Annotated in this window: 22 protein-coding genes and 1 tRNA gene; 12 read left to right on the top strand and 11 right to left on the bottom strand. The window is 46.0% G+C overall.

What is annotated here, in order from left to right; translation table 11 throughout:
• Positions 1-124: transposase (locus tag QZL69_RS13865; RefSeq protein ID WP_330361768.1), on the top strand; the 124-nt coding region annotated here is incomplete at its 5' end.
• Between the two features lie 160 nt (positions 125-284).
• Here QZL69_RS13865 and QZL69_RS09990 read toward each other — a convergent pair.
• From QZL69_RS09990 to trmB, 3 genes are all read right to left on the bottom strand, one after another.
• Positions 285-357: transfer RNA gene (locus QZL69_RS09990), tRNA-Lys, on the bottom strand.
• Positions 358-457: 100 nt separating this feature from the next.
• Complete coding sequence (locus tag QZL69_RS09995; protein WP_022215068.1) at positions 458-625, bottom strand: hypothetical protein; 168 nt, start codon at positions 623-625, stop codon at positions 458-460.
• Positions 626-703: 78 nt separating this feature from the next.
• Positions 704-1,372: a tRNA (guanosine(46)-N7)-methyltransferase TrmB gene (gene trmB, locus QZL69_RS10000; RefSeq protein WP_022215069.1), complete on the bottom strand. Its 669-nt coding sequence runs from the start codon at positions 1,370-1,372 to the stop codon at positions 704-706.
• A 246-nt stretch (positions 1,373-1,618) separates the two neighbouring features.
• On the opposite strand from trmB, the gene QZL69_RS10005 reads away from it, so the two are divergent.
• The 9 genes from QZL69_RS10005 (at position 1,619) to QZL69_RS10045 (ending at position 10,197) form a co-directional block, all read left to right on the top strand.
• Positions 1,619-1,930 (top strand): hypothetical protein, encoded by a 312-nt coding sequence (locus tag QZL69_RS10005; protein ID WP_022215070.1) that lies wholly within the window; start codon positions 1,619-1,621, stop codon positions 1,928-1,930.
• 15 nt (positions 1,931-1,945) lie between these two features.
• Positions 1,946-2,989 (top strand): V0D/AC39 family V-type ATPase subunit, encoded by a 1,044-nt coding sequence (locus QZL69_RS10010; protein WP_022215071.1) that lies wholly within the window; start codon positions 1,946-1,948, stop codon positions 2,987-2,989.
• A 20-nt stretch (positions 2,990-3,009) separates the two neighbouring features.
• Complete coding sequence (locus tag QZL69_RS10015) at positions 3,010-4,950, top strand: V-type ATP synthase subunit I (protein ID WP_022215072.1); 1,941 nt, start codon at positions 3,010-3,012, stop codon at positions 4,948-4,950.
• Between the two features lie 77 nt (positions 4,951-5,027).
• Positions 5,028-5,459 carry an ATP synthase subunit C gene (locus QZL69_RS10020; RefSeq protein WP_022215073.1) on the top strand — a complete coding sequence of 144 codons (432 nt, stop codon included), beginning with the start codon at positions 5,028-5,030 and terminating at the stop codon, positions 5,457-5,459.
• A 17-nt stretch (positions 5,460-5,476) separates the two neighbouring features.
• Complete coding sequence (locus QZL69_RS10025; protein ID WP_022215074.1) at positions 5,477-5,785, top strand: V-type ATP synthase subunit F; 309 nt, start codon at positions 5,477-5,479, stop codon at positions 5,783-5,785.
• 14 nt (positions 5,786-5,799) lie between these two features.
• Positions 5,800-6,387, top strand: a complete 588-nt coding sequence (locus QZL69_RS10030; RefSeq protein ID WP_022215075.1) for a V-type ATP synthase subunit E — start codon at positions 5,800-5,802, stop codon at positions 6,385-6,387.
• On the top strand, positions 6,380-8,149 hold the full coding sequence (locus tag QZL69_RS10035) for a V-type ATP synthase subunit A (RefSeq protein ID WP_022215076.1): 1,770 nt from the start codon (positions 6,380-6,382) through the stop codon (positions 8,147-8,149). The genes QZL69_RS10030 and QZL69_RS10035 overlap by 8 nt, the downstream gene beginning before the upstream one ends.
• Positions 8,150-8,165: 16 nt before the next feature.
• The gene (locus QZL69_RS10040) at positions 8,166-9,548 is read left to right on the top strand and encodes a V-type ATP synthase subunit B (RefSeq protein WP_022215077.1); all 1,383 of its coding nucleotides are present in this window, start codon (positions 8,166-8,168) and stop codon (positions 9,546-9,548) included.
• A 16-nt stretch (positions 9,549-9,564) separates the two neighbouring features.
• Complete coding sequence (locus QZL69_RS10045) at positions 9,565-10,197, top strand: V-type ATP synthase subunit D (RefSeq protein ID WP_022215078.1); 633 nt, start codon at positions 9,565-9,567, stop codon at positions 10,195-10,197.
• A gap of 533 nt (positions 10,198-10,730) precedes the next feature.
• Here the strand turns inward: QZL69_RS10045 and QZL69_RS10050 are convergent.
• The gene (locus QZL69_RS10050; protein ID WP_022215079.1) at positions 10,731-11,519 is read right to left on the bottom strand and encodes a C40 family peptidase; all 789 of its coding nucleotides are present in this window, start codon (positions 11,517-11,519) and stop codon (positions 10,731-10,733) included.
• 174 nt (positions 11,520-11,693) lie between these two features.
• Complete coding sequence (trxB, locus tag QZL69_RS10055; protein ID WP_022215080.1) at positions 11,694-12,614, bottom strand: thioredoxin-disulfide reductase; 921 nt, start codon at positions 12,612-12,614, stop codon at positions 11,694-11,696.
• Between the two features lie 98 nt (positions 12,615-12,712).
• Here trxB and QZL69_RS10060 point away from each other — a divergent pair, with 98 nt between their 5' ends.
• Positions 12,713-14,497 (top strand): DUF885 domain-containing protein, encoded by a 1,785-nt coding sequence (locus QZL69_RS10060; protein ID WP_022215081.1) that lies wholly within the window; start codon positions 12,713-12,715, stop codon positions 14,495-14,497.
• Between the two features lie 76 nt (positions 14,498-14,573).
• Here QZL69_RS10060 and QZL69_RS10065 read toward each other — a convergent pair whose 3' ends face one another.
• Positions 14,574-15,020, bottom strand: a complete 447-nt coding sequence (locus QZL69_RS10065) for a MarR family winged helix-turn-helix transcriptional regulator (RefSeq protein WP_118252362.1) — start codon at positions 15,018-15,020, stop codon at positions 14,574-14,576.
• A gap of 132 nt (positions 15,021-15,152) precedes the next feature.
• Between QZL69_RS10065 and QZL69_RS10070 the strand changes: the two genes are divergently transcribed.
• Entirely contained in the window at positions 15,153-16,646 is a 1,494-nt protein-coding gene (locus tag QZL69_RS10070; protein WP_022215083.1) for a CapA family protein, read from the top strand.
• A 137-nt stretch (positions 16,647-16,783) separates the two neighbouring features.
• Here QZL69_RS10070 and QZL69_RS10075 read toward each other — a convergent pair whose 3' ends face one another.
• The 5 genes from QZL69_RS10075 to metG all read right to left on the bottom strand — a co-directional run.
• Entirely contained in the window at positions 16,784-17,557 is a 774-nt protein-coding gene (locus QZL69_RS10075) for a TatD family hydrolase (protein ID WP_118252363.1), read from the bottom strand.
• 12 nt (positions 17,558-17,569) lie between these two features.
• On the bottom strand, positions 17,570-18,010 hold the full coding sequence (locus QZL69_RS10080) for an MOSC domain-containing protein (RefSeq protein WP_022215085.1): 441 nt from the start codon (positions 18,008-18,010) through the stop codon (positions 17,570-17,572).
• A 34-nt stretch (positions 18,011-18,044) separates the two neighbouring features.
• Entirely contained in the window at positions 18,045-18,536 is a 492-nt protein-coding gene (locus tag QZL69_RS10085) for a MogA/MoaB family molybdenum cofactor biosynthesis protein (RefSeq protein WP_022215086.1), read from the bottom strand.
• A 17-nt stretch (positions 18,537-18,553) separates the two neighbouring features.
• Positions 18,554-19,039, bottom strand: a complete 486-nt coding sequence (moaC, locus tag QZL69_RS10090; RefSeq protein WP_022215087.1) for a cyclic pyranopterin monophosphate synthase MoaC — start codon at positions 19,037-19,039, stop codon at positions 18,554-18,556.
• Positions 19,040-19,156: 117 nt separating this feature from the next.
• A partial coding sequence (metG, locus tag QZL69_RS10095) for a methionine--tRNA ligase subunit beta (RefSeq protein ID WP_291519277.1) occupies positions 19,157-19,860 on the bottom strand: 704 nt, incomplete at its 5' end.

Genomic DNA, 19,860 nt, shown 5'->3' on the forward strand with positions numbered 1-19,860 from the left:
AAAACTGCTGAAGATTGCTACAAAAGTAGTTCACTCAGCAAGATATATCACATTCAAGCTGTGTAGCAGCTGCCCATATGGAAAATGCTTTAAAGATATCTTGAATACATTGTATTCAAATTAAGATTTGCTTTAGAAGATGTAAAAAAGATGTTAGAAAGTTTTTTTGAGGCATATAACAAAATGATTAAGATCCCGCAAACCCGCATAAACACTGAGTTTTTTATCACCAAAGAAAAACACCGTCCCCGCAGCTCCTACGTCTGCAAAAACAGTGTTCTTAGTGCGCCTTCAGGGGCTCGAACCCTGGACACCCTGATTAAGAGTCAGGTGCTCTACCAACTGAGCTAAAAGCGCATTTGCTATTTGATTGTGCGTCTGTTCCTCAACGCAAGAATTATTATATGAAACCTGGTGACAAAAGTCAAGAAAAATTTTATAATTTTTTAAAAAAATTTTATTTTTCCTGTTTTCCGACTTTTTTCGGCGGCATGGAGTCAAGGAATTTGCCTAATTCTGTGGCGTTTTTCCTGATTTTTGACATGCGATCATTCAATTGCCTGTGGTCGTAGGTAAACTGGGCGAGCTTTGTCTGAACGCGGTTGTTTCCTTTTCTGGCTGGCATGGCATATCCTCCGGAAGTTGTACCCCGCAGCCGGCATCAGCCACGCTGCGAAGATTCTTCCTATATAATATGCTCTTTCTATTTCGTATGTGCGCCCTGCTTCGCGATCAATTTGCAAATAGGATTTCCCATAGAAGAAAACTTCTCCTCATACTCCGTCATCACATTACCTTCCATCATCTCTGCCTGATTATGAAGGTCAAAGGTATATGCCAGGAGCTTCCATCCTGCCGCCTCGACTTCCTCCAGAGAAAACTCAAATAATCCCTTATTATCTGTCTTAAATTCCACCACTCCGTCATCTGCCAGGATCTGCTCATAACGCGCGAGGAATTCACGGGATGTCAGTCTGCGCTTCGCATGACGTGCCTTCGGCCACGGATCGGAGAAATTCAGATAAATCTTCTGCACTTCACCCTTCTCAAAGATTTCCGGGAGCAATCTTGCATCGATGCACATAAACATCAGATTTGTAAGCTTCTCTCCTTCTCCCTCCAGTCTCTCTCTCTTCTGGAGTGCACGGAGAAGCACACTGTCATACATCTCGATCCCTACATAATTGATCTCCGGATGAAGCTTCGCCATATCCATAAGAAAGCGGCCTTTTCCCATACCAACTTCGATATGAAGCGGCTGGTCTTTCGGGAACACCTGAGTCCATTTGCCCTTATGTGATGCCGGTTCCTGCACTACATAGTTACTTCCTGTAATGGCGTCCTTCGCGCCTGGTATATTTCTTAATCTCATAATCTATAATATTCTCCATTTTTCTATCCTGTTTCTTTCTATCATACATGTTTTTTATATTTGTAACAAGCATTATCCATAATTATTCTGCTGCTGTGCATCGTAAAATTATTCTCTCTTTTGTATTTTGTATATTTAATATAAAGAATTCAACCACTTTTTATGCAATATATACTAGAAATTCACACGTAAAAGGTGTATTATATGGTCAAGTTCCAATAAAACCAGGTCAAAGGAGGGTAAAAAATGGAGCAGATACTTAACAAGTTATCTGAAATAGAAACGACTGCCCGACGTATCATGGAAGATGCGGACCGGACGAAAGCAGCTCTTTCCTCAGAAATGGAACAGCAATGCAGGGATTTCGATGCAGCTCTGGAGCAGGAAACCAACAAAAAAATACAGGAACTTCGCAACAGTCTTGAAGAGCAGAAAGACCAGGAACTTACACTTCTCCGACAAAAAACAGAGAAGACTCTTAACGATCTGGATGCTTATTACAGACAAAACCACCAGCAGCTCTCGGAAGATTTATTCCACAGGCTCCTTGAATGCTGAAAGGAGTGATGCAATATGGGAAATCTCCTTTCTTACAGCGGAATCTCCACCAAGATCCGTGCCATGCAGAGCAAGCTGACCCGCGAAGAACAGATCCGTGAAATCCTGGAACTTTCCAGTGTCCCACAGGTAGCAGCCTACCTCAAAAAAACACCGGAATATTCCAAACTCTGGGCTTCTCTGGATGAGACGACGAGCCACAGAGGACTGCTTGAAAAATCACTGAAAACCTCGATCTTTCACAATTTTTCAAAAATATATCAGTTTGCGAACCCGGAACAGCGTAAATTCCTGGATCTTTATTCCAGGCGCTACGAGATCCGTGTTCTCAAGGAGATCATGACCAACCTGTTTGATCACCGCGACACGGATCCCGTCGATGTTTCTCCTTATCGGGAGTTTTTTCGCAGACATTCCCGGCTGGATATTGACCGACTGGTCGCCTGCACCAATATGGAGGAATTTATCAATGCTCTGAAGGGAAATGAATTCTATGGTCCACTCTCCAGAATCCAGAATCGCGAAAATGTACTTCTGTTTGATTATGGAATGGCTCTCGACCTTTATTATTTTTCCCTGATCTGGCATGTGCGTAAGAAACTTTTTTCCGGAAATGATCTCGCAGAGATCACCAAAGCTTATGGAGAGAAATTCGATATGCTGAACCTTCAGTTTATCTTCCGCTCCAAGCGTTATTTCAATATGGCACCGGCTGACATTTACGCGCTGCTGATCCCAATGAATTACAAACTCAAAAAAGAAGAAATCTCTTCTCTTGTGGAAGCCGCATCCTATGAAGAGACCCAGTCTATTTTCCGCAAGACCTACTACGGCAGGAAATACAGTCATATTTCCGCCCAGAATATCGAAGAATTCTATAACTACATGCTTCGCACCACTCTGGAAAAAGAAGCACGCAAGGATCCTTATTCTGTGGCAGTCCTGTACTCCTACCTGTATCACAAAGAACACGAAGTAAACCGCCTGACCATTGCCATCGAGTGTGTCCGTTATGGTATCCCGGCGGAAGAAGCAATACGGTATATTCGTAACAATTAAAATCCCGGAGGTATTTTACTTTGATTGAAAAAATGAAATTTTTAAGCATCACCGGGCCAAAGGCGGATATTGACAGACTGACCAAGACCTACCTTTCCAGGTACGAGATCCATCTGGAAAGTGCTCTCGCAGAGCTCACGGATGTCGCCAACCTGTCGCCTTTTCTGGAGATCAACCCCTATCGGGAAGCATTAACGATCATTGACAGTTTCTACGAACAGCTCGATGAATCCGAGAGAGCCACTTCCGAACAGATGGATGTTGAAACTGCTCTCGCCACTGTCGACAGGATCCAGAAACATGCCAATATCCTGGAGGAGCAGAAACAGAAACTTCAGGAAGAACATGCCGGAATGGTAGAATCACTCAAGATCATCCGGCCTTTCAAAGATCTGGATTACGATATCTCAACAATCCTGAACTTCAAATATATCCATTATCGGTTCGGACGTATCGAGAAACAATATCTGCAGAAATTTGAGAAATACATTTATGACAATCTGGACACCTTATTCATCAAATGCGGAGAAGATGACCAGTACGTCTACGGCGTTTATTTTGTCCCTGAACACGAAGCTCATAAGGTACATGCTGTTTATTCTTCCATGCATTTTGAACGTATCTTCGTTCCGGATGAATACCAGGGTACCGCCAGACAGGCTTTCGAGAAACTCGACAAACGCCACCGCGATATCCACGCAGGATTAGATGCAAACAAGGCAGAATATCAGCATTTCCTCACAAGCTACGCCGACAAGATTGTTTCTGCCAAGGCAGCCCTGGAAGCCTGCTCAAGAAATTTCGATATCCGTAAACTTGCAGCCTGCACACAGGGTGAAGCGAACACATTCTACATCCTCTGCGGCTGGATGACCGAAAAAGATGCCCTCGCATTCCAGAAGGACATCCAGGATGATGACAAGATCTTCTGTCTCATGGAAGATCAGCAGGCACCGGCGAAGAAAAAACCGCCGACCAAGCTTCGAAACCCGAAACTTTTTAAACCATTTGAAATGTATGTCAAGATGTACGGTCTTCCGGCTTACAACGAAATGGACCCGACCTGGTTTGTGGCGATCACTTACTCCTTTATCTTCGGAGCCATGTTCGGAGATGTCGGACAGGGACTGGTCCTGTTCCTCGGCGGACTGTTCCTCTACAAAACCAAAAAGATGGATCTCGCAGGCATCATCGGCTGTGCCGGTGTTTTCTCCGTTTTCTTCGGTTTTATGTACGGAAGCTTCTTTGGATTCGAAGATGTTCTCAAGGCACGGTGGCTCAAACCTATGAATGCCATGATGGATGTGCCGCTTGTAGGACGTCTGAATGCCGTATTCGTGATTGCGATCGGTTTCGGAATGTTTATCATTCTGATCTGTATGGTATTTAACATCATCAATTCCATACGGAACAAAGATGTCGAGAGAACCTGGTTCGACAGCAATGCCGTAGCCGGACTTGTATTTTATGGATCTATCGTACTGACCGTCGGACTGTTCATCTCCGGCAAAAAACTTCCGGCAGCCGCAGTCCTGACTGTAATGTTTGCAGTTCCGCTGATCCTGATGTTCCTCAAAGAGCCTCTCACCAACCTGGTAGAGAAAAAATCACAGATCTTTCCGGAACAGAAAGGTATGTTCTTTGTCCAGAGCTTCTTTGAATTATTTGAAGTTCTGCTGAGTTACCTTTCCAACACACTTTCCTTCCTGCGTATCGGTGCTTTTGCCGTCAGCCACGCCGCCATGATGGAGGTTGTCCTGATGCTCGCCGGAGCCACAGAGGGAGGAAGTCCCAACTGGATTGTCGTTATCCTCGGCAACATCTTCGTATGTGCCATGGAGGGACTGATCGTTGGTATTCAGGTTTTACGTCTGGAATATTATGAGATCTTCAGTCGTTTCTATGCAGGAAACGGACGCGAGTTCCAGCCTTTTATGAAGAAAAACAGCAAAATAATATAGCTGTTCCATACTTCACGGCTGCCTGTTGATATTTCAGGGCAGCTACATCAAATCACAGACTTTAGGAGGATATCACCATGAACATGATCATTCAAATCGTAACCGCAATCGCACTGACACTCAGCATTATCGTACCTTTTGGCTGCTTTTTCCTCGGAGAAAAGAGCAAAAAACGCTACAAAAAATCTCTGATCGCCAACTGCTTCCTTTTCTTCGGCGTGCTTCTCGTAGCAACCATCGTAAGTTTCGCAGGAACAGCAAGCGTACAGGCTGCTTCCTCTTCTGCTGACGGACTCGCTACAGGTCTTGGCTACCTTGGTGCAGCTCTCGTTACAGGTATCTCCGGTCTTGGTTCCGGTATCGCCGTTGCAAGCTCTGCAAGCGCAGCTCTCGGTGCCCTGAGCGAAGATGGTTCCCTGTTTGGTAAATCCATTATCTTCGTAGCTATGGCAGAAGGTATCGCACTTTACGGACTGATCATTTCCTTTATGATCCTTGGTAAACTCTGATCTAAGAGGCGGTTTCTATGAAAATGTATCTTATCAGCGATAACGTCGATACCTACACCGGAATGCGTCTGGCAGGTGTGGAGGGCGTCGTTGTCCATGAACGAAGTGAACTGAAGGAATCTCTGGAATATGCAGTTTCTGACAAAGAAATTGGGATCATTCTCCTTACCGAGAAATTCGGCCGGGAATTTCCTGAGATCATCGATGAAGTCCGGCTCCATCACAAAACGCCGCTAATCATCGAAATCCCTGACAGACACGGCACCGGCCGCAAGCCGGACTTTATCACTTCATATGTAAATGAAGCAATCGGATTGAAACTATAGGCAGGTGAAATGTAATGACAATAGATGAAAAGCTGCAGCACTTTTACGAGGTCTCCCTGGATGAGGCCCGTGAAGATGCCGCCAAAGCCATCCAGGACCACAAGGCATATCTTGAGCAGGTCCTGGAGGAACATAAACAATCCAGAACACAGACTGCCGAAGCTGAAGTCAAAGCTGAGGCCGAACATGTACGAAGAGAAGTAAACAAGGCGCTTTCTGCTGAACAGATCACTCTCAAGAGAGACTGGTCTCTCAGACAGAATGAACTCAAAGAATCACTTTTTGCTGAAGTCAGAGACAAAGCCCTCAGGTTTACTTCCACCCCGGAATACAGCGATTATCTCTGCCGCCGCATCAAAGAAGCAAAAGATTTCGCAGAAGATGACGAGATCCAGATCTATCTTTCTGCCGGGGACAAAGAACTTGCAGATGCACTCAGTGCAAAGACAGGCTGTACACTCCTCGTTTCTTCCGAAGATTTTCTCGGAGGGATCCGCGCGGAGATTCCGGGCAAAAACATCCTGATCGATAACTCCTTTGCCACAAATCTGGCAGCAATGCGCAAAGAATTCAAATTTGACGGAGGACTGAATCATGAATAAAACAGGTATTATTTACGGTGTCAACGGTCCCGTCATCTATCTGAAAGGCGATCCCGGCTTCAAGATCTCCGAGATGGTCTATGTCGGCAAAGACAACCTGGTAGGCGAAGTCATCGGACTCAAAAAGGGCATGACCACCGTTCAGGTTTTTGAGGAGACCACCGGTCTCCGTCCGGGCGAGACTGTTACCGGCACCGGCGATGCCATCTCTGTTCTTCTCGGACCTGGTATCATCCACAATATTTTTGACGGTATCCAGCGTCCACTGGAAGAGATTGCAAAATCTTCCGGCAAATATATCTCCCGTGGTGTCAGCGTAGACTCTCTCGACACCCAGAAGAAATGGTCCGTCCATATGACCGTAAAGGAGGGCGATATCGTCCAGCCTGGCTCGATCATTGCAGAAACACAGGAAACTGCTTCTATCCTTCACAAATCCATGGTTCCTCCGGATGTCCCGGGTGGAACTGTTATCAAAGCTGTTCCGGATGGCGATTACACGATCCTGGAACCAATCGTAACTGTCCAGCTGGACAACGGAACAACCAGAGATCTGGCACTCGCCCAGAAATGGCCGATCCGTATCCCAAGGCCGACACAGCTCCGCTACCCGGCAAGCGTTCCACTTATTACCGGTCAGCGAATCCTTGACACCCTGTTCCCGATCGCAAAGGGCGGCACTGCTGCTGTTCCGGGCGGTTTCGGTACAGGAAAGACTATGACACAGCATCAGATCGCTAAATGGTCCGATGCGGATATCATCATCTACATCGGATGCGGAGAGCGTGGAAACGAAATGACCCAGGTTCTCGAAGACTTCAGCAAACTGATCGACCCGAAATCCGGAAACCTGATGATGGACCGTACCACTCTGATTGCCAACACTTCCAACATGCCTGTAGCAGCCCGTGAAGCATCTATCTACACTGGTGTCACCCTGGCTGAATATTACCGCGACATGGGTTATGATGTAGCGATCATGGCAGACTCCACTTCCCGTTGGGCAGAAGCTCTTCGAGAGTTATCCGGCCGTTTGGAAGAAATGCCTGCTGAGGAAGGTTTCCCTGCTTATCTTGCTTCCAAGCTTTCCGCCTTTTATGAGAGAGCCGGCATGATGCAGAATCTCAACGAAACAGAAGGTTCTGTTTCTATTATCGGTGCTGTTTCTCCACAGGGCGGTGATTTCTCCGAACCGGTCACACAGAACACCAAACGTTTCGTCCGCTGTTTCTGGGGACTTGACAAATCTCTTGCCTACGCGAGACATTTCCCGGCAATCCACTGGCTGACCAGTTACAGTGAATATCTGGAAGACCTGACTCCGTGGTACAGGACTCACGTTTCCCCGAAATTTGTCGCAGACCGCAACCAGCTCATGGCGATTCTCAACCAGGAAAGTTCTCTTATGGAGATCGTCAAACTGATCGGTAGTGACGTCCTCCCGGATGACCAGAAACTGACACTTGAGATTGCAAGAGTCATCCGTCTGGGATTCCTCCAGCAGAACGCTTTCCATCAGGAAGATACCTGCGTTCCAATGGAAAAACAGTTCCAGATGATGGAAACGATCCTTTATCTGTATGAGAAATCCAAGGCACTCATCAACAGAGGTATGCCTGTTTCCGTATTAAAAGAGGACAATATTTTTGAACGTATCATTTCGATCAAATACGATGTCCCGAACAATGAGCTGGACAAATTTGAACAATACAGACAGGACATCGACACATTCTACAACAAAGTATTAGAGAAAAACGGCTGACAGGAGGGACTTATTTATGGCAATCGAATATCTGGGATTAAGCGAGATAAACGGCCCTCTGGTAGTTCTGGAAGGGATAAAAAACGCATCCTATGAAGAGATCGTAGAATTTCACATGGATGACGGAACACAGAAGATCGGTCGTATCGTAGAAATCTATGAGGACAAAGCTGTTATCCAGGTTTTTGAGGGAACAGACAACATGTCCTTGAGCAATACACACACACGCCTTACAGGGCATCCGATGGAGATCGGTCTTTCCGAGGAGATCCTCGGACGTACCTTCAATGGTATCGGACAGCCGATCGACGGTCTGGGCGAGATCACTCCGGAGGTAAGCCTTAATATCAACGGACTTCCTCTGAACCCTGTAAAACGTGAATATCCGCGAAACTATATCAACACCGGAATCTCCGCGATCGATGGTTTGACCACCCTGATCCGTGGACAGAAACTTCCGATCTTTTCCGGAAACGGTCTCCCGCATGACAAGCTTGCCGCACAGATCGTACAGCAGGCTTCTCTGGGTGATGACTCCGATGAGGACTTTGCAATCGTGTTTGCTGCAATGGGTGTTAAATACGATGTCGCTGAATTTTTCCGCCGTACTTTCGAAGAGAGCGGCGCATCTGACCACGTAGTTATGTTTCTGAACCTTGCCAATGATCCGGTCGTAGAACGACTTCTGACTCCGAAGATCGCACTGACCGCCGCAGAATATCTTGCTTTTGAAAAAGGCATGCACATCCTTGTTATCCTGACAGATATCACTTCTTTCTGCGAGGCAATGCGTGAGGTTTCTTCCTCCAAGGGTGAGATTCCTTCCCGTAAAGGTTATCCGGGCTATCTTTACAGTGAACTTGCTACTCTTTATGAGCGTGCAGGTATCGTGCAGGGCGGCAAAGGTTCTGTCACACAGATCCCGATCCTGACCATGCCGAACGACGATATCACTCATCCTATTCCTGACCTTACCGGTTATATCACCGAGGGACAGATCGTTCTGGACCGCCAGCTTCACGGTCAGGCAATCTATCCGCCGATCAATGTACTTCCTTCCCTCTCCCGTCTGATGAAGGACGGTATCGGTGAGGGCTTTACAAGAGAGGATCATCAGGACGTTGCAAACCAGCTTTTCTCCTGCTACGCAAAGGTTGGAGATGCCAGAGCACTTGCCTCTGTTATCGGTGAAGATGAGCTTTCTCCTCTGGATAAGCGTTATCTGGTATTTGGAAAAGCTTTTGAGGCAGAGTTTGTCGGTCAGTCTGAAACCGAAAACCGAAGCATCACCGAAACCCTGGACAAAGGCTGGGAACTTCTCGGACTGCTTCCGAAGGACGAACTTGACCGTATCGACACCAAGATCCTGAACAAGTATTACAAAGAAACTGTTCGCTGAGGGGAGGTGACATTTTATGGATCCTAATACCTTCCCCACCAAGGGAAACCTCATCCTTGCAAAAAACTCTCTCGCTCTCTCCCGCCAGGGATTTGAGCTGATGGACAAGAAGCGTAACATTCTGATCCGTGAAATGATGGAGCTGATCGACCAGGCAAAGGACATCCAGTCCCAGATCGATGAAACTTTCCGTGCCGCCTATGCAGCACTCCAGAAAGCCAACATGGAACTCGGTATTGCCTTCGTCGAACAGGTTTCGTACACAGTTCCTGTGGAAAACTCCATCCGCATCAAGACCAGAAGCGTTATGGGTACAGAGATCCCGCTTGTGGAATATGACAAGCAGACGACAAATACACCAACCTACGCTTATTACAGCACCAGAATGTCACTGGATGAAGCCAAGGCCGCTTTTGAAAAGGTAAAAGAGCTTTCCATCCAGTTATCCGGCATCGAAAACGCCGCGATCCGTCTGGCTGCCAATATCAAGAAGACACAGAAACGTGCCAATGCACTCAAGAACATCACGATTCCTAAGTATGAGGCACTTACTAAGGATATCCAGAATGCACTTGAGGAAAAGGAACGTGAAGAATTTACGAGGTTGAAGGTTATCAAACGAATGAAACAGAACTCCTCCGGGAGATAGGATACAGCCCACACCGCAAATATGCGGGTGGGCTGTATTTATTTGCAAAATTATCAGATAATTATTGTTTGAAACCTTAAAATAATCCTTTTGGCTGAAAAACTTTTTAATATTTGCACTATGAAAATGTCAATAGGATTTATTATCTTTTTCGTCATTTTTTTATTTTCATTATTATTGACCAAAACATTTGTTTCTTTTCATTTTATGTAAATCTGGTATTCCACATCCAATTTTTGTGGATAATGTGGATAACTTTGTGTATAACTCAATTTTCCAGTAAAATCAACCATTCTGAAATGTGGATAACTTTTGCACCTAAATCGACATTATCCACATTTTCCGACAAGTTTTGTGCAATTTGCCAGATGGTCGATTTTGTCCGATTTTCTTCGACAAAATTACTGTCACACAGTTTTTTGTTATAAAAATATACATGCAGATATTTTCCCCTGGCTCAGCTTTTTTTATACCAAAAAAGCCCGCAGAATCTTGCGTTCCGGGGCCTTATCTTTGATAGTTTTTCGTATATTTTATTTCACGTAGGTTCCGACTCCAACCGGTGTATCGTAATTGTAATCTGTGATCACGATTCCTTTATTGGAGTTCAGCGCGTGGACAACTTTACCATCGCCGATATAGAGAGCAACGTGGTTGATCCCACCTGCTCCGTAGAATACCAGGTCGCCTGTCTCCATCTGGCTGATATCTTTTTTCTGGGATGCTTCATACTGAGCTGCTGCCACTCGTGGAAGGTCATATCCAAACTCTTTAAAGACTGACATTACAAATCCGGAGCAGTCAGCACCGTTTGTCAGACTTGTACCACCGTAGACGTATGGATTTCCTACAAACTGAACGGCGAACTGTGCAATATTTTCTCTGTGTTCCACACGCGCCTGCTCTGCCTTGCGAGCTTCTTCCTCTGCTTTTTTTCTGGCTGCCTCCTGGGCTTCCTCGCGGATCCTTGTGGTCTCTTCCTTGATCTCCTGCGCTCTGCGCTCTACTTCACGGGCATCGATCACTTTCCGGGATGCCTGTTTCTTTTCCTGGTAATCCTGTGCCTGGCTCTGCGCCTGCGCTACGATCTGGTTTGCGATCGCGCTGATATCGCCAGTCTGAGTATCATCACTTCCGTCGCTGAACAGTCCGTCCTCGGCATCTGTGAAATCTGCCTCATCTTCACTGTCATCAACTTCTTCCATTTCAATCTGAACATCGCTGTCTGAGCTTCCTGAACTCAAGTCCGCTGCCTGAACACCGGTATATGCAGAAACGCTCATGCATGCACATAATAACATCACTGTTATTCTTTTTTTCATCAAATTCTCCTTTATAAAAAACTGCCATTTTTTGCCAAAATACTGCCCTATGGTATCACAATCGCCCGCACCTGTCAATTTACCGTAGCAGCGAGGCAAATTTTACGTCTTGACATGCAATAAAAAAGCAGCTCCAGCCATCCACTAGAACTGCCTTTTTTACATATTTTCTGCTTATTTTTCTATCAGGTAGCGTTGCACGGAGGCGACTGCATTTGCCCCGTCAGCCACTGCTGTCACAACCTGGCGAAGATTTTTGGTACGGATATCACCTGCTGCAAAGATTCCCGGTGTACTTGTCACACCGTCCTCTCCTGCGATGATATAACCGCTCTCATCCAGATCAACCAGCCCTTTGAATTTCTCTGTATTCGGAAGAATTCCAACAGCGATAAAAACTCCATCAACTGCGATCGTTTTTCCCTCATCTGTTTTGACATTGTGGACTTTGATATCTTCTACCTTGTCAGTTCCCTCGATAACCGTCGGTACGCTATCCCAGACCATTTCCACATTTGCACACTTAAACAGCTTGTCCTGAAGCACCTTGTCGGCGCGAAGTTCATCCCTTCTGTGAACAAGATAAACTTTCTTACATGTTCTGGAAAGAAGGATCGCATCCTCTACTGCCACATTTCCTCCTCCGACTACAGCAACTGTTCCATCCTGGAAAAAAGCTCCATCACAGGTCGCGCAGTAGGACACGCCCATTCCACTGAGTTCTTCTTCCCCCGGAATCCCAAGCTGGCGGTGTGCCGCACCACATGCAAGGATCACCGCTTTCGCCATATATCTGTTCTTCTTTGTGCGGATCACTTTAAGCCCGTTTTCCTCTTCGATGGAAAGTACCGGCTCTCTCTTTGGCTTGATTCCCAGTTTCTCCGCGTGATTTACCATGGTTTCTCCGAGATCCAGACCTGTGATTCCCGGAAGTCCTGGATAGTTGTCCACCTCATAAGTATCCACGATCTGTCCGCCCTGCACAAATTTCTTCTCAAGCCACAGAGTATTCAGCTTGCCTCTTGTCGCATAGATCGCTGCGCAGATTCCTGCTGGTCCTGCACCCAGAATCGCCAGATCATATATTTCTTCCATTAGATCAACCTCGCTTTCTTAACTCCTGAAACCAAGTTTAGCATACAATCCCGTTTTTTCCAATAAGATAGTAAAAACCTTTCTTTTGAGAGGAATCTATGAAACCTTCTCTTCGCAGACCCCGTTCTCCGATCGTTATCGCACTTCTTTTGTCTCTCACACTGGTTATCGGGCTTTTTATGGGATGGCTGTCCGGAAGTGTAATATCTAAGGACAAAGCTTTCCGCTCCCTCACCCGAAAAATCTTTCAGGAAGAAATATCCGGAAGCATGCTGACACTCCATTATTCCCTTGCTTATCCCGAAAAAAAACATATTTCCAGACCTTCTCCCACCCTCGGAACGATCTCCGATGACACCAGTGCTACATATCAGAAATATGAGCAGTATCTCCGGAAGCTGAAAGATTTCACTCCTTCCGGTCTGACCCGTCAAAATCAGATCACGCGGGATATGCTGCTCCTTTACTATCAGACACAGCTTTCTGCCAGAGATTATACGCTTCTCGACGAACCGTTAAGCCCAAGTCTTGGCATCCAGGCACAGCTTCCTGTTCTGCTGGCAGAATATGCCTTTTATGACGATCAGGATATTGCGGACTATCTGAACCTTCTCACCTCGGTAAAGCCATATTTTCAGAGTATTCTCGCCTATGAACGCCGCAGATCTGATGCAGGATATTTCATGAGCAATGCAACTTTAAACCGCATTCTGGAACAGTGCAGTACCTTTATCAAAGATCCACAGAACAACTATATGCTGGATGTTTTTGCCCGGAAACTCAAAGATTACGGCCGTTTTTCTGAAAAAGAACAGGCAAAGCTGAATGAACGCCACAAAGAGATCCTGCTCACCAGTGTGATTCCTGCTTATCAGGAACTGATGACAGGGCTGAATGAATTAAAAAATACCGGAACTTCCAGCCGTGGGCTCAGTCATTTCAAAGGAGGGAAGGAATATTACCGTTATCTTCTGCAGTCTCAGACTGGTTCTTATCTCTCCGTCGAAAAGATCCAGCAGCGACTTACTTCTCAGCTTGCAGGAGATATGCACACGGTCCAGCAGATGCTCAAAGAGCAGCCATCACTCCTTCGAAAACTCACGAATGGTGCAGAAATAAAAGATTTTGAACCGGCGTCTGCCCTTCAGTATCTGAACCAGCAGATGCAGAAGGATTTTCCTGCTCTCGATACCACCGATTATGAGATCCGCTATGTTCACGAATCCATGGAGGATTTTCTGAGTCCTGCATTTTATCTCACACCGCCACTGGATACGGGCAGGCCGAATGTGATCTACATCAACCGTGCAGGTAGCCGGTCCAATCTGGAGCTTTTTACAACGCTATCCCACGAAGGATTTCCGGGGCATCTGTACCAGACTGTTTTTTTCGGAAAGACACAGCCGGACGACATCCGATATCTGATCACCTCGGGCGGCTATGTTGAAGGCTGGGCGACTTATGTCGAATCCTACGGATATCAGTATGCCGCTTCCCTTCTCTCCGACAAGGCTGCTGCTGATATCACCACCCTGATGTGGAAAAACCGCAGTATCAACCTCTGTATTTATTCTCTGCTTGATACCGGTATCCACTATCAGGGCTGGAATCAGGCTGCCGCCGCAAAGTTCCTGAATGCTTTCGGTATCCAGGATGAAAAAGTAATCGCAGAGATTTACCAGTATATCGTGGAAACTCCCGGAAACTATCTCAAATACTATCTCGGCTATCTGAATTTTCTCGACCTTAAGACCTCTCAGCAGAAAAAACTTGGAGATTCTTTTGACCTCAGAGAATTCCACCGCCAGGTCCTGGAGATCGGCCCGGTGCAGTTTCCTGTTCTTGCAAAATATATGCAGCCTGCTGCCGACAGTTCTTCATAATGCTACCTCCTCGCTGTGCATAAAAAAAGCAGGCATGTCCATCGTTCTGATGATATGTCTGCTTTCTGTATTTCTTTTATTTGTCATTTCCATAAGTCCGGAAAAACTTCTGGAGTTTCGTCAATGCCCTTGTCAGCACCTCTGTCTCTTCTTTGTCCATGCCATCAAGCACTTCCATGACCATCTTCTCGTGGAACATCCGATGATGGAAATATGCTTTCTCCCCCTTTTCAGAAAGAGATACCAGTACAACCCTGCGGTCCTCCTCGCTTCGGCTACGCTCTACATATCCCTTCTTGACCAGGTGATTGATCGCGATCGTCAAAGTTCCCACCGTCACAGATACCGCACGTGCCACCGTGGACATATTCTTCGGTTCCCGGATTCCGATCGCTTCGATCACATGCATGTCGTTTACGGAAATATCCTTATATTCTGAGGTGAGCAGCGCACGCTCTTCCACATCCATGATCTCGTTGAACAGTTTTACCAGAACATCATTTACAGTTTCGTATGAATTCATCAGCATACCCCTTCCCTGTCTGTTTCTTTATTATAGCGTAAAGTAATTTGAAACACAAAGCAATTTTTTTAACAACATCTTTTTTTGCTGAGTTTAATTTGCTATAATGGGGAAATGAAAGGAAATAAATTTATGAAAAAAAATAAGAATATACCACTGAATCTCAGGGAACAGATGAATTCCCGTATTGGTCTGATCTGCTCCGTTATTTTACTGCTGCTTCTCGTTGCAGGGTTACGTCAGCTTGACTACAACCTTATCGAGAAACCCAAAGAAGAAGCTGCCAAAGTCGCCCAGAAGGAAGCAGAAGCGGCAAAGAAAGCTGCTGAAGAACCGGAAGTTTCCACAGCAAGTGTGATTGCTGTCGGCGACAATCTTTATCACGGAAGTCTGATCGAATCCGGCGAAAATGATTCCGGAACCTGGAATTATGATCAGATTTATGACAAAGTACGTGATGAGATCCAGGCTGCTGATGTGGCAATGGTCGACCAGGAGACTGTTTTTACTACAGAACATGATGCTGTCAGCTCTTACCCGTCTTTTGCAACTCCTACGGAAGTCGGTGATGCACTGATGAATGCAGGATTCGATGTCGTAGAATCCGCAACAAACCATATCGATGATTATGGAATTGATTTTCTTCAGGAAACCTTTAATTTCTGGAGCAGCAAATATCCGGATGTTCCTGTCCTTGGAATCCACCCGACACAGGAAGATGCTGATACAGTCAAGACACTGGAAGTAAACGGGATTACGATTTCTTTTCTGGATTATACATACGGAACCAACAACGGCGGGGTCGGCGAAGGAAATGAATACATGATTGATCTCTTCGACAAGAATAAAGTCTCCACCATGATCCAGAAAGCCAAAGCCTCCAGCGACGTGCTGATCTTTGTCGCTCACTGGGGCAAGGAAGAAGAACCGATGCCTACGGAATATGAGAAAGAATGGGCCACCTTCCTGATGCAGCAGGGTGTTGATGTCGTAGTCGGCGGTCATCCACATATCCTGCAGCCTTATGGACGGATGTCTGACGATCAGGGACACAATATGCTGATCTTCTACTCCCTTGGAAACTTCGTTTCCACTCAGCAGACCCTTACCGGGCTTCTGGAAGGAATGGCAAGCTTCACCATCCAGAAAACTGTCAAGAACGGTGAAACAACGATCGATATCCTCGATCCGACTGTCAAACCAATGGTCATGCATTATAACAAAGATGAAGGCGTGTTTAATCCATATATGCTCGAAGACTACACCGAAGAACTCGCTTCTCAGCACGGTGTGAAAGACATCATCGGAGACGAATTCACCCTGGCAAATCTCCAGGCCAAATTCAAAGAGATCATGTCCATGAATGTAGAACCATCCACCAGAACAGACCTTCTCGATGTATCCTTCGATTATGAACTCAACATGATCAACTCAGACGGAGACATCGTAGACGACATCTGGTCCACCAGTGCCGACGAATACCTTGCACAGCAGGGAAATTCCGACGACAGCGACAGTTCCGGGGACTCCTCCGAGGATTCTGAGGATTCGTCATACGATGACTCGTCCTATGATGATTCATACGATGATTCATACGACGACAGCTACTACGACGAAGACTACTAAAGACTTATTTATCCAAAGACAGGACAGCGCAGCTCCTCCGTCCCATATTCTTTGTTTTTTCTCACCTCCAACATGCGATAACGTAAATGCCGTACTATAGTTGGATAACTCAGTCAACTATAGTACGGCATTGGACCTTATCGCAACAACAGCCTCTCCGCATTCCCTTCCGTCACCGCAATAACCTCATCTTCTGTCACACCTTTGATCCGTGCGATCTCTCTCGCCACATACACCAGATTCCTGGAATCATTCCGCTTTCCGCGATTCGGTTCCGGGCTCAGATACGGACTGTCCGTTTCCAAAACGATCTGATCAAGCGGTGCATACTCCACAACTTCCTTAAGTTTCTTCGCATTCTTAAACGTGACCACACCGCCAATTCCCAGATAAAGTCCCATATCCAGATACTCCCGCGCCATCTCCTTCGCATAAGAAAAACAATGAATGATACCGCCGTACATTCCACCCTTCATGCAATCCTTCACTATGTCCAGAGTGTCCTTCGCAGCTTCCCTGCTGTGGATCATAAACGGCATCTGTGCCTCCCTTGCGATCTCCATCTGTGCACGGAACATCTTTTTCTGAATCTCATGCTCATGTTCTTCCTTGTGCCAGTAATAATCCAGCCCGATCTCACCGACCGCTACTGCTTTCGGCAGTTTACAAAGCTTCCGGATCTCCTCAAGAGTCTCCTCTGTCATCTTATCCGCATCATCCGGATGGATTCCAAATGCACCATAAACAAACGGATATTTTTCCATAAGAGCTTCTGTGTCCTTCAGACTTTCAAGCGAAGCACAGGCATTGACGATTCTGTCAATTCCGTTTTCCTGCATGGAATCCAGAAGTTCCTCCCTGTCTGCCTCAAAAGCTTCGTCATCATAATGAGCATGTGTTTCAAAAATCATATGTGTTTCCAATTATTCATTCTCCTCGATTATCACCAATTCATCTCCTTCATGGATCACGCCTCCATGAAGAACTCTCGTAAAAACGCCCTCTCTCGGCATGATGCAGTCGCCCATCTTCTGGAAGATCGCGCAGCCGTGATGGCATTTCTTGCCGATCTGCGTCATCTCAAGAACTACATCGTTGCATCGAAATTTCGTTCCCACCGGAAGTTTGGCAAAGTCAAAGCCTTCGACTACCAGGTTTTCTCCAAAAGCTCCATCTTCGATCTCGGCACCTTTCGCGCGGAATTCCTGGATCTTGTCATAGGAAAGAAGACTGACCTGACGGTGCCATTTGCCCGCATGTGCGTCATCCTTGATTCCCCATTCTTCTATGAATTCACCTTCCGGTATACGATACTTCTGTGTTCCTTTTTCCTTGCTGATACATACTGCGATTACTCTACCCATAATAAAAAAACCTCCTGTTTCTATTTACCCCTTTTTATTTGCGTGCACAGTTTCCTGCTTCTCCTGTCAGGATCTCGATTCCATGTCCCAGTGCATCGATGATGTATTCCAGACTTTCCTTAACCGCTTTCGGACTTCCCGGAAGATTGATGATCAGTGTCTTTCCGCGGATTCCGGCAGTTGCACGGCTCAGCATTGCTCTTTTTGTGATCGTCATGCTGTATGCACGCATTGCCTCCGGGATTCCCGGTACTCTGCGCTCAATAACTTCTTCGGTTGCCTCCGGTGTAACATCCCTCTCTGAAAATCCTGTTCCGCCTGTTGTCAGGATCAGTTCTGCCATCTCTTTGTCTGCAATTTCCTGCATTTTGCCGGCAAGCATAACCTGATCATCCGGAAGGATGTCCATGGATACAACTTCATATCCCTCGCGTTCTACGATTTCTTTGATCGCAGGTCCGCTTAAGTCTTCTCTTTCGCCACGATATCCTGTATCACTTGATGTGATGATCGCTACTCGTTTCATATTTCCTCCATTTTCTTTTATCTGTTCTCAAAACGGAAATCTCCGCTTTTTCCGCCTGTTTTTTCGATCAGATGGATCTCTGACATGACCATGTGCTTGTCGATTGCCTTGCACATGTCATAAATGGTCAGAAGTGTCACCTGGACACCTGTCAGTGCTTCCATTTCCACGCCGGTTTTACCCTCTGTCTTTACAGTACAGAAAACGTGGATCCGATTTTTTTGCTGATCCAGTTCGTAATCAATGGAACATTTCTGTATCGGCAGCGGATGACACATTGGAATCAGCTCGGAAGTTTTTTTGACTCCCATGATCCCTGCAACTCTGGCTACGCCGAGGACATCTCCTTTTTTGACATTTCCTGCTGTTACTGCTTCCATGATCTCCGGTCCCACGGAAATATATCCTGTCGCCAGGGCAGTCCTGTATGTGACCTGTTTCCCGGAAACGTCAACCATCACCGCATTTCCATTCTGGTCAAAATGTGTAAAACCCTTTTCCATAAAAAGTCCTGTCTCCTTTTAAATATAAATTCAGGAAGTTCATCATAAACAGTTTCGGCAGAATTTCTGCCCTCTGTCCTGAACTTCCTGAATAAATTTTTTATAGCTTAACAGTCTTTAGCAGATTTCTGCTCCTGCCGGCATTTCTTTCTCCGGTACCATCAGGGACAGGTTTCCGTCTGCATCTTCTGCACAGAGGATCATACCTTCGCTTAAGATTCCTGCAAGTTTGGCAGGTTTCAGGTTGGTAACGACCATAACTTTCTTTCCTACCATTTCTTCTGCGCTGTAGTGAGATTTGATTCCGGATACGATCTGGCGTACCTGGCTTCCGATCTTAACCTGAGAGCAGAGAAGTTTACGGGATTTCTTTACTTCTTCGCAGGCGATGATCTCACCAACCTGGAACTGAAGTTTTCCAAAATCGTCAAATGTGATCTCTGGTTTTGCTTCGATGTCGATCACATTTTCTTCTTTTTTCTCCTCAACCGACTCTTCTTTCTTCGGATGAAGTTCTTCTACTTTTGCAAGTACTTCTTTGAGGTCAAGACGTGCAAACAGGATCTCCGGTTTTTCGGTTACTTTGTTTCCTGACGGATAGAGTCCGAATGTCTTCAAGTCTTCAAGAGTACGTTTTTCTGCATTTAACTGCGCAAGGATGCGCTCTGTTGTCTCCGGCATGAAGGGTTCCAGAAGAGTTGCTCCCATGGTGATTCCTTCAACCAGGTTGTAGAGAACGGTTGCAAGACGATCTTTCTTTGCTTCATCTTTTGCAAGAGCCCATGGCATAGTCTCGTCGATGTATTTGTTCAGACGTTTGA

The organism is Blautia sp. CAG:237, assembly GCF_000436615.1.
In the GTDB taxonomy this organism is placed as follows: domain Bacteria; phylum Bacillota; class Clostridia; order Lachnospirales; family Lachnospiraceae; genus Blautia_A; species Blautia_A intestinihominis.